At 35.0% G+C, this 11,894-nt stretch carries 4 protein-coding genes; 3 read left to right on the top strand and 1 reads right to left on the bottom strand.

Features of this window, described 5'->3' with window-relative positions; genetic code table 11:
- Positions 1–42 precede the first annotated feature (42 nt).
- Entirely contained in the window at positions 43–2,343 is a 2,301-nt protein-coding gene (locus tag P8I29_07935; GenBank protein ID MDG1917716.1) for a 3'-5' exonuclease, read from the bottom strand.
- Between the two features lie 129 nt (positions 2,344–2,472).
- Here P8I29_07935 and P8I29_07930 point away from each other — a divergent pair, with 129 nt between their 5' ends.
- The 3 genes from P8I29_07930 to P8I29_07920 form a co-directional block, all read left to right on the top strand.
- Positions 2,473–3,495, top strand: a complete 1,023-nt coding sequence (locus P8I29_07930; protein ID MDG1917715.1) for a gliding motility-associated C-terminal domain-containing protein — start codon at positions 2,473–2,475, stop codon at positions 3,493–3,495.
- A gap of 149 nt (positions 3,496–3,644) precedes the next feature.
- A complete protein-coding gene (locus P8I29_07925) occupies positions 3,645–8,057 on the top strand; it encodes a gliding motility-associated C-terminal domain-containing protein (protein ID MDG1917714.1) in 4,413 nt (1,470 codons plus the stop codon).
- Between the two features lie 38 nt (positions 8,058–8,095).
- A partial coding sequence (locus tag P8I29_07920; protein MDG1917713.1) for a hypothetical protein occupies positions 8,096–11,894 on the top strand: 3,799 nt, incomplete at its 3' end.

The raw sequence follows: 11,894 nt of genomic DNA, 5'->3' as shown, positions 1-11,894 counted from the left end.
AAAATTATAATGTTCGAATGTACGCTTTTTTTATATATCAAATTAAGGTATGATGTCTAATTTGGCAAATTTTAGAAGTAGTGTTTTTTGACCTATCCCATCAAAGAAAATTATGGCTTTTTTGTTGTCAGATTGTCCTTCTATTTGTAAAATTTTGCCTTGTCCAAAACGGTCATGATTCACTCGCATTCCAGCTTGTAGATGATTGTTCCTTGAGTTTTGGCTGCCTAATTTACTCATTGCTGAATTAGCCTTTGTTAAATTCGTAGGGTTAAATTTTGGTATAGGTTTCGTTTTTGTTCGGCTTGGTTTATTATAGTTATTTCTAGTATTATCTTTAAATTGTTTCGGTTTTGTTTGTGATTGGAATTGTTTTTTAGTTTGGAATTGCCAATCTAGATAATCTTCATTGATGTCTTGTAAAAATCGACTAGGCTCACAATCTATTAATTGCCCCCATCTCCATCTGCTTGTTGCATAAGAAAGTTGAACTTTTTTCTCAGCTCTTGTTAGGGCAACATAAAATAATCTTCTTTCTTCCTCCAGTTCTTCCCTTGAATGTACCGCTAATTGTGACGGGAAAAGGTTTTCTTCAAGTCCGACAATATATACATATGGAAATTCTAATCCTTTTGCAGCATGAATGGTCATCATTGTCACTTTGTTTAAATTGTCCTTATCATCATTATCTTGATCCGTGATAAGTGCTACATCTTGCATGAAGTAATCAAGAGAGATGGATTCGCCTCTTTTTTTGTTTTTTTCAACAAACTCTTTAATGGCATTTAGTAATTCTTGTACGTTCTCGTATCTGCTAACCCCTTCAGGAGTCTTGTCTTTATCTAATTCTTTTAGTAATGTGCTTGATTTGGCAATTGATTCAGCTAATGTAAAGGCGTCTTCTTTAAGTTGTACTTTGAAGCTGTTCATCATAAGAGCAAAGGCATTTAGTTTTTGAAGAGTACCTTTATTCACTCCAATTCTTGAATGATAAAAAGGATTTTCTATACATTCCCAAATGCTTACTTTGTTAGTTCTAGAACAAACGATTAGTTTTTGAATGGTGGTATTACCAATTCCTCTTGCGGGGAAGTTTATAATCCTTTTTAAGGATTCTTCATCGCTTGGGTTTATAAGTACTCTAAAGTATGCCAAAAGGTCTTTCACTTCTTTGCGTTGGTAAAACGATAATCCGCCATATATTTTATAGGGAATATTTCTTCTTCTTAACGACTCTTCTAACGACCTTGATTGAGCGTTAGTTCTGTAAAGTATGGCAAATTCATTGAAAAAACATTGATTGTTCATTTGTGTTTCAAAAATGGACTGTCCAACTATTTGCCCTTCTTCATTATCACTCATGGTTTTGCAAACCTTTATTATTTCACCAACTCCATTTTTACTGAAAACAGTTTTTTCAATTTGGTTTTTGTTGTGTTTTATTAAGCTATTAGCTGCATTAACTATGGTTTGTGTCGATCTGTAGTTTTGTTCGAGTTTAACTGAAGAAAAGTCAGGGTAATCATTTCTGAAATTTAGGATGTTTTTAATATTTGCCCCTCTAAAAGCATAAATACTTTGGGCATCATCGCCTACTACGCAAATGTTTTCGTTCATTGCAGCAAGACGTTTCACAATCATGTATTGGACTTGGTTGGTATCTTGATACTCATCAACGAGGATGTATTTAAATTTGTTTTGGTACTTGTTTAATGTTTCGGGAAAATCGCGCAGTAAAATATGTGTATTAAACAATAGGTCGTCAAAGTCCATAGATCCAGATGTGAATAGTCTATTCTGATAGGTTCTGTAAACCATTGCCATTTCGTTTAACTTTCTACTAGCATCTTCTGCTTGTAAAGAAGCATTGGTAAGGTATGCTTTGTATGAGATAAGATTGTTCTTGAGAGAGCTTATTCTTCCTAATAGTACATTAGGTTTGTAAATGTCTTTGTCTAAGTTGAGTTCTTTTACTATGCTTTTTAGAAGATTTTTTGAATCTGCCGAATCGTAAATAGTGAAATTCTGTGGGTAGTTTAGCTTGTCAGACTCAAATCTTAAAATTTTTGAAAAGACAGAGTGGAATGTTCCCATCCATAAATTTTGCGATTCATTTCCAATGAGTTGATTAATTCTTTCCCTCATTTCTTTAGCCGCTTTATTGGTGAAAGTAAGTGCTAATATGTTAAAAGGGTCAACACCTCTATTTATAAGGTTGGCTATTCTGTATGTTAATACTCTAGTTTTTCCAGAGCCTGCACCAGCAATTACCATTAGCGGCCCCTCTATGTGTTCGACAGCTTGTTTTTGTGATGGATTTAATCCGTTTAAAAGTTCACTCAAAATGAAATGGGGTTTGTGTGTATTATCCTTCAAAATTAATTCTATTATATAATTATTTTGTCAATTATTTGAATCATTTTTCAACATATTGTTTAGCATTAAAATTTGATTAATTTAGTGCTTCGATTTATGAGTAAAATTCCACTATTATTTTCTGTCTTTTTAGCAAGCTTAACTTTTGCACAGTGTAGTCTAGAGATTTCTGATACTACTCATATCAATTGCAATGGCGAAAACACAGGAGCTTTTGATTTAAATGTTCTAAATGCTGCTCAGCCTTACTCTCTTAGTTTGAGTAATGGAGCTGTTGTTGTGAATGGAAATGGCTTCACCAACCTGTATGCAGGAATTTATCAAGTCATACTCTCCGATGCTAATTTATGTTCTGACACTATTAACGTTAAAATAAAAGAACCTTCTTTACTCAGTTTGGATTTGAGATGTGATGGAAATAATCTAATAGCCGATGTTGACGGTGGTGTAAAACCGTATTCATACTATTGGAGAAATTCTAAAAACAGTACGTTTTCAACTGATTCTATAGTGAGTTTTAGTTCGAGTCAATTTTACGATTTTGAGGTTTTAGACTTTAAAGGTTGTCAATTGACCGATAGCGTTTATTTATCAGCTGATTTTAGTGTTGATAGAACGATTGGAGATGTGCCCTTGACAATCCAATTGACAAATAATAGTAGTCAGGGTGTATATGAGTGGGATTTTGATGATGGAGAATCTTCTTATGATGCTAATCCACAGCACGTATACGATTTAGTAGGTTCGTACAACCTCAGTTTACAATTGACTGACGAGCACGATTGTTCAGATGAAAAAACGATTTTAATTGAGGTTCAAGGTTTTGACTTATCTATTGATGATTGGGAAGGTATGTTTAATGCATTTAGTCCTAATGGAGATGGGATAAACGACAGCTTTTCTTTTGTGGAAAACAATGCGATTTCTAAGTTTAGTGTTAAGATTTTCAATAGGTGGGGGGCGTTGGTTTTTAGTTGGACAGATCCTAGTTTTGAATGGAATGGCTTAAGTTTTGACGGCGATAATTTAAGTGAAGGTGTATATTATTATTATATGAACGCCACGGGTTTTGATGGTAAATTGTATGAAAAAAAAGGTTCAATTAGCTTATTTTTCTAGGGTGTTAAAAACTTTGTTGAAGTAGAATTTAGCTAATTTGCTTTAGTAGTACTATTAATGTTATCTTTGGCTGTTTTGTAAGATATAAATGATATTTTTGTAAATTCTTATGTATATGAGTAAATTTACTTTTTTAATAAGCATTAAAAATGAAAAACATTAAAATTTATATGAAAGCCTTGTTTTGCTTTCTTTTAGTACTAACCTACTCTAGTACAGCACAACAAGTATTTATTAGTCAAGATTTTGAAGATCCCTTAACTATGGATTGGACTTTAAATGAAATAGTGCCTTTCTTGGGGACGGTTAGTTCTGACCAAAATACAATTATCGTTAACGACGAATACGACGGTGGATTTGTTGATTTTAATGGTTTTTTAATAAATATCGGTAACACTTCTGATCAAGGTTATCAACCCAATAGCAATTATCTTCATACTGCTGCCTTTGTAGCGATTGATGGAGATCCTGGCTTTGGTATAAATCCAGTTTTAAATGCAACCTACATAGATGCAGCATTTGGTGTTAACCAAGAATTGATTTGTGCTGTTAGTCCTGATTACAGTACAATTGGATACACTGGAGTTGATGTGTCTTATTGGTGGTACTCTGGGCCTACTGAAACTGAATTTGGCGCAGAAGTATATTACTCTCTTGATCAAGGAACAAATTGGGTTTTTGTTGAGGGCCCATTATCCGCTGATACAACATGGCAACTTGCTAATATTGATTTAGGAAATGTGTTGGATAATCAGCCAAATGTTAGATTTGCTTTTGTATTTAACAATGGTTTAGATAACCCATTTGATGGCGGTTTCCCTTTGTCTTATGGCTTTGGATTAGATGATTTTAAGTTAATTGCCGATTGTGATTTTGAATTGCCAGAAGATTATTCAGTGTGTTCTGGAGAATCGACAACCATTCATGCCGATACAACATGGTATAACACATTCAATTGGAGTACAGGATCTGTCTTGGATAGTACCACTTTAATAATTAATGAAGATACTACAATTTCAATTGTAGCAGTAAATGAATTTTGTACTGTTCAAGATGAGATAACCATATTTGTTCAAAACGAAAGGGCTGATTTAAGTCTAATTGCGAATGGTGAAATTAATGGTGTTGGAATTCCTTGTTATGGTGATTGTAATGGTGAGTTACAGCTCGAGGTTATTAATGGCACTGCAGAAGATGATGGTTCATACACTGTTCAGTGGATGGACTCTTTGATGAACCCGATAAATAACAATGTCAATAATAGTGTGTTAAATAATTTTACTTCAACACTTTCAGATGTTTGTGAAGGACTGTATTATGTTTCTGTTTTGGATGCGATTTGTACTATACCAGAAATGGATTCAATAGTTATCATCTCAAATGATTCTATTGCAAATATGTTCACATCGGACTCAACATCGTGTTACAATGGCTCTGATGGAGTTGCTATGGCTAATCCTTCGGGAGGTATAGCGCCTTACACTTTCAATTGGGGAGCATACGGAACTCAGCAATCTATTTCGGATTTGCCAATAGGAACTTACACTGTTGTTGTTACTGATAGTATAGGCTGTTCTAAAGATTTTAGCATAGAAATAAATCAACCCAACCAACTTATTGTTGATGCTTTTATTTCTGATGAAATTAGTTGTTATGGACTTTCAGATGGTGAACTTTCATCAAATGTATATGGTGGAACTGGAGATTATTCTTTTGTGTGGAGTCACCCGAATTACCCATGGGTAGACGATGTGCCTTACCAACTACAAACGCTTTCAGATTTACCTTTCAGTGTAGGAGCTGATGATATAGCTCTTAACCCTGATTATCAATCTTATTCAGATCCATATAAAATTACGGTAACTGATGAAAATGGATGCGAATCGGAATCAGAAATTTACCTTATAGAACCGCCAAAATTAGAGTTATTCCTCACTCAGCCTACAAAGCCAGCCTATTGTAATAACAATTTGTTAGGATCTAATACTGGTTGGGCTCAGGTTTCAGCATCTGGCGGTACGCCAAATTCAAGTGATAATTATAATTTCGTATGGTCTGTTTTAGGTCAGACAGATGAGGACGTATTATACAGTTCTATCGAAAATATGAACTCTGGAACATATGATGTTACTGTTGTCGATAGTAGATTGTGTGCTGATCAAATTTCAGTAGAAATTGATTTAGTCGCTACTTGGCAAGAATTCACTTCATCTACACCTGCAAGTTGTTTCGGATACAACGATGGAACAGTTTCTATATCTATGGAAGGTGGTTGTGGTGATGTTGATAACAGTTGTGACTTTTTCTTTGAATGGAATGGTGGTGCTGCAACTGGTAATAATCTACCTGATGTAGATGCTTTACAGCAAGGAAATTATTCAGTAACTGTGACTGATGAATTTGGTTGCGAAGGTGTTTATACGCTCACTGTGGATGGTCCTAGTCGAGTAGATTTTCAGATTTCAGACCTAGTTAACCAATCCTGTTTCAGTCCAACCGCATCGTCTGACGATGGTTCAGTTGTTGTCGAGGTTGTTGGTGGAGTTGCTCCATATAATGTGAGTTGGACGGATATGAACTCTATGTTCAACGACAACGGACAAACAATGAATTCTCTAACAATTACTGGTTTAACTTCTAGTAATTGGGAAATTCAAATTACAGATGCTTCTAATTGCGAAGGTATTTTCGACTTAACATCACTATACCCTAATCCATTTTTCATAGATAATGGGGTAGAAGTAACTGCTGAAATTAATACCAATGAATTGTTTTTGACAGATACTATTAACTGCTATGGTTCAAGTAATGCAACCGCTTCTGTTCTAAATTCAAACCCTATATTTGATTATTCTTGGCACTTAGAAAGTTCTTTAAACGTTCTTGATGAAGGTCCGTCTTCGAATACTCTGCCAGCTGGTAATATTCAAGTCACAGCATCTTATTTACTTGGACTTTGCAAAGCAACATCTCCTACTGTAACTATTGAAGAAAGAGATCCATTTTCTTTAATCAATAACAGTACTAATCCAATATGTACAGATGAATCAAATGGTGTAATTAATCTTTCAGTAAGTGGTGCTACGCCATATTTGAATAATGATCAATTAGCAGACTATAATCATACCTGGTTTCCAAGTAATTTAAATGGTAACGGTCTTGTGAATGACAACGGCTCTCTAGATTTTAGTATAAATGCTTTAGATGCTGGTACATATTATCTGGAGGTTGTTGATAGATATGGATGCGATACTGTATTCTCATTAGAGTTAGCTAATCCTTCTCCAGTAATTGCAGATATAAGTGTTACTAATCCAGATTGTCATAATTCAAATGGTGCGCCAAATGGTAATATTACAATTGTTGGCTCAGGAGGGACTACTCCTTACGTCACTTATTATATTTCAGCATCTACCGACAATGCTACTGGAGTTTTTAATGGACTTGCTGCTGATACATACTCTGTATATGTAGAAGATGTTAATGGATGTGTTTCTGAGGTGTCTGAAATTATTTTGTCTGAACCTTCGCCATTAACTATTGATCTTGTTTCTTCAATAGGTGTTAATTGTGATGGTGATAATACTGGAGGAATAACAGTAGTGGCTAATGGAGGAACTCAACCCTATTCGGATTACACCCTAACAGGGGCGGCTGTATCGAATAATAGTAATGGTGTGTTCTCAAACCTTGTTGCAGGTAATTATGTAGTAAGTGTTGTAGATGCTAACAATTGTACAAAAACAATTAATGAAACTGTTTCTTCACCTGCCCCGTTTTCAGTACCTACTCTGATACCAACAAACCCAAGTTGTTTTGGTTCTGATGATGGTAATATTGACTTAACAATTACTGGCGGAACTTTACCGTATACTTTTGACTGGTCAAATGGTGAAAACACCGAAGATATTGGCTTTCTTTCTTCAGGTACATACAGTGTAACTATCACTGATGAAAATGATTGTGAAATTACTGCTAATCAAACTCTTGTCGATCCATCAGAAGTAATTGCTGATTGGGTTATTAATACTCCAGGAGCTAATGGTCCACACTCTATAGTATCACAGCCAGCACCTTTCAATATCGAATTTATTGACATAAGCCAAAATTCTGATATGACATTAAATCAATGGTGGGTTAATGGTAATAATATGACTTCTAATTTCTACGAAGGTTTTACTACGAATTCTTATCAGCATACATTTACCGAAATGGGTGATTATGAAGTCGTACTAGAAGTTTTTGATGGGAGTTGTTCTGATACTATTTCAGTATTAGTCTCTGTTCAAGGAATAGTAGAATTCAATGCTTTTTCCCCAAATGGAGATAATATTAATGATGATTTTTCTTTCGAAAATTATGGTATTGTAGATTTAAATGCTATATTTTACAATAGGTGGGGAGATAAAATTTACGAAATGGACAATCCGAACGACACTTGGAATGGTGTTTCTATGAATGGATTAGAAGTTCCAGAAGGTGTTTATTTTTATGTTCTCAATGCTACTGGTGAAGATGGAACCTCTTACAATGAAAAAGGTTCTGTAACTATATACAGATAATTTCTTCATTAGTAATTAATTTTTTAACGTTATTTAATATGAAAAATCAATTACTGTTTATTATTTTTTTATTTTCATTTGCAAACGTTCAGTCACAATTTATAACCTCAAATGATACTGTTCTTTGTTCTGGAGAAGATGTAACTCTTGTAGCGTCTGGAGCTAATATTAGCCCATCATTTATCAATACTGATGATATCCATTCTGGAGTTATTGATTTAGGTTTTGATTTCAATTTCTATGGGAACACCTACAACCAATGCGTTCTGTCTGCCAACGGGTACATTACTTTTGATTTAGCACAAGGTGGGGTGTATTCACCATGGACGATAAATAACGCAATTCCAAATGCGGGTCAATTACCTGAAAATGCAATTATGGCGCCTTGGCACGATATTGATCCAAGTGTTGGTGGTAACGTTGTCTACGGTACCTATGGTGCTGCGCCAAATAGGGTGTTTTATGTGGTATGGTGTTCTATGCCAATGTTCTCATGTAATGATTTGATTGTTGGTCAATATCTTCAGATTTTTGAGACTTCCAATAAAATAGAAATTCATATTGATGAAAAACCTTTGTGTATGGCTTGGAATGGTGGCGCAGCTATTCAAGGTATAGTTAATGAAAACAGCACATTATTTGAGATAGTTGATGACCCTGTTCTACTTCAACCCAGAAACTTTCCATTAAATTGGACAGCTGATGATGAAGGTTGGGAGTTTATTCCAAATGCCGACTTTACGGATTATACTGTTAATGCTATTGATTATAGTCCAATAGCAACAGGTACAGTTGTGTGGTCAGATCAATATGGTAATATTTTAAGTGAAGATTTAGAATTAACAGTAACACCAGATACGGGTGCTGTTTATTACTATATTTCTGTAGTTGATGTATGTACAGGAGAAACAATTCCAAATGTTGATTCCATTTTGGTCCAAACATTTTCACCAACCAATGCTGGTTTGGTTGGTACAGTAGGGCAAGACAGTACGATATTTTTATGTGATGTGACTGATGGGACAGAAATTATCGATATAAATGAATATTTGGGTGATGACTATGATGAGGGTGGAACCTGGTTTTTAAATAACCTTGTTGTTTCATCCAATTTGGATTTAGTAGAAAATTCAACAGGCGATTATTCTTATATCACTTACGGTATTAACGATTTATGTAATGACACTTCTTTCGTTAACCTATATGTAAACAAACTTCCAGAGGCAGGAATAGAGGGTTATAGTTTAGTATGTTCAGGAGATCCAACTTTTAGCATGTTTAGTAAATTAAATGGAGTACCTCAAGAAGGTGGGGTATGGTATAATCCAAGTAATGAAATAGCACCAGATATTTTTGATCCACAAAATTCAGAGATTGGAACCTATACTTATGTTGTAGAAGGAGTAAACGCTTGCCCTTCTGATTCTCAGAATTTATTTATTAGTTATCAAGAAGGTTTTCAAATAGAAACATATTCTTACCCAGTTAGTTGTAGTGGATATCAAGATGGCTCTATAACTCTTTTTACAGAAAACAATACTGTTGCTCCAATAACTTATTCTATTGATGGTGGTAACACTTTTAATAATGTAAATGAATTTTATAATCTTGAATATGGAACTTATCAAATTGTAATAAAAGATGGTAATGGCTGTGTTACAGAGGAAGATGTAGTCGTAGCTTCATCAGCTCCCGAGATCAATGTTTTAACTACTGCAACAGATGTTTTATGTAATAGCGATAGCTCTGCTACAGTTTCAGTATCCTCAATTACTGGTGGTAATCTTTCCAATTCTTCATATCAATATTACTGGTTTAATTCTAGCACTGATGAATTAGTGGGTTCTGATTCTTCCATTCAAGTTCCTGTCGGCGGATATTATCTTGTGGTAGAAGATGACAATGGTTGTCAAGGAACAGATGAAGTATCTGTCGAACAGCCTAATCCAATTACTTTTTCCGTTGAAGCGGATGATATAACATGCTATGCTGGAACCGATGGGCAAATACAAGTTTCAGTCAACGGTGGTGGAACACCTCCATATAATTATAAATGGACAAATCAAGGCGACGCCTCTACATCTTACTTATATAACTTGAGTGCTGGTACTTATGATTTGGAAATTACTGACTTTAACGACTGTTTAATTTCTACTAGCATTGAACTTGAGCAATCCGCATCTCCATTAACTGTTGAAATGGGCAATACCATTATAAGTTGTTATGGCGAGTCAACAGGTTCTGCCCAAGTTATTGTTAGTGGAGGAACTCAACCTTATACTTATCAGTGGAGTAGTGGTCATGTAACAGATGTGGCTGAGCAATTACCCCAAGGAAATTATTTTGTTGACGTTACAGATGCAAGAGGTTGTGTGATTTCAGATTCTATTATGATTAATGAAAATGACCCTATAATAAATACCCTTTCTTCAAATTCTGTTTCTTGTTATGGCGGAGCAGATGGAAGTGCGACTGTTTTAAGTACAGGCGGAACAGGGAATTTGGTATATAGTTGGTCTAATCAAAGTACAAATACAACCATCTTTAATCAAAGTTTCGGTGAGTATTGGGTAAAGGTTGAGGATGAACTTGGATGTTATGAAATTGATACCATACAAATTAATCAGCCCAAGCCTCTTAAAGTACAGGTTTTAGGTACCGACGTTAAATGTTATGGAGGTGCAGACGGAACAATTTCAAGTGATGTTACTGGTGGAACGTCACCATACTCTTTCGATTGGAGTCTAGATGGAAATTCGTTTAGTTCAAATCAAGAAGTAACGGGTTTACCAACGACAAACGTTCCTTATGTTTTAACAGTTACCGATAATAATTTATGTGAAGCTTCTGTTTTAGCATTTGTTAATCAGCCAGATTCATTAGTTCTAGACACTAGCCATTTGGTTTCAGCCTATTGTCTTAACATTCCAACTGGCGAGGTTTCAGTAGTTGCATCGGGTGGTTTCTTAAATACAAACAGCTCTTACTCCTTCTTATGGAATACTGGAGATGTTGAAGCTGTTTTAACTAATAAAAACGCTGGTAGCTATACTGTAATAGTAGAAGATGATAACGCATGTAAGGATACGTTGAATATTGATATCCCTTTAGTTGAGACATTTGAATTGCAATTGTCATCGGATTCGTTAAACTGCTATTCTGATGGTAGTGGTTCGGCAACAGTTATAAATTCTGGTGGCTTTGCGCCGTATGATTATTCTTGGAATTCATCAGATGGAATTACACAGTTTATTTCTTCCTCAAATACCAATACACTTTTAAGTATATCTGAAGGCGTAACCAGTGTAGTTGTAACAGATGTTAATGGTTGTACAAAAACAGCTCAGATAGATGTATATCAGCCTGAAGAATTAATATATACCATTACAAAGCTAAGTAACGAAACTTGCTCGGGTGAGTTTTCTTCTTGTGACGGTATCCTTAAATACACCGCTTTCGGCGGAATAGGTAATTACACTTTTACTAGCTTGGATTTAGAAAATAATCTAATTGCCGAATACACTACAGATAGTTTAGCTATTGATTCTTCACTTTGTTCAGGGTTTTATCAAGTACTAGTTGCAGATGAGCATGGTTGTTCAGGAACATTAAGCGGTAGTGGTTTACCTCTTCCTGTAGAGATTATTGCTGGTACTCCTGTTGAGTCAGCAATCAATACGTCCTCAGGCTCTATAGTAAATGATATTTTATGTTATGGTGATACAGCAGCAACTCTTTCAGTATCAAATCCTAACCCATCCTTTACCTATGAATGGTATGTGAATGGAGAACTACTTGCTAGTGGCTTAAGTGCCGTTTTACCTGCTGGAGACATTC

The sequence above is a fragment of the Flavobacteriales bacterium genome, from assembly GCA_029248105.1.
Taxonomy (GTDB): domain Bacteria; phylum Bacteroidota; class Bacteroidia; order Flavobacteriales; family UBA7312; genus UBA8444.
Note: the sequence above shows the minus strand (reverse complement) of the source record. Positions and strands in the feature narration are given on the sequence as shown.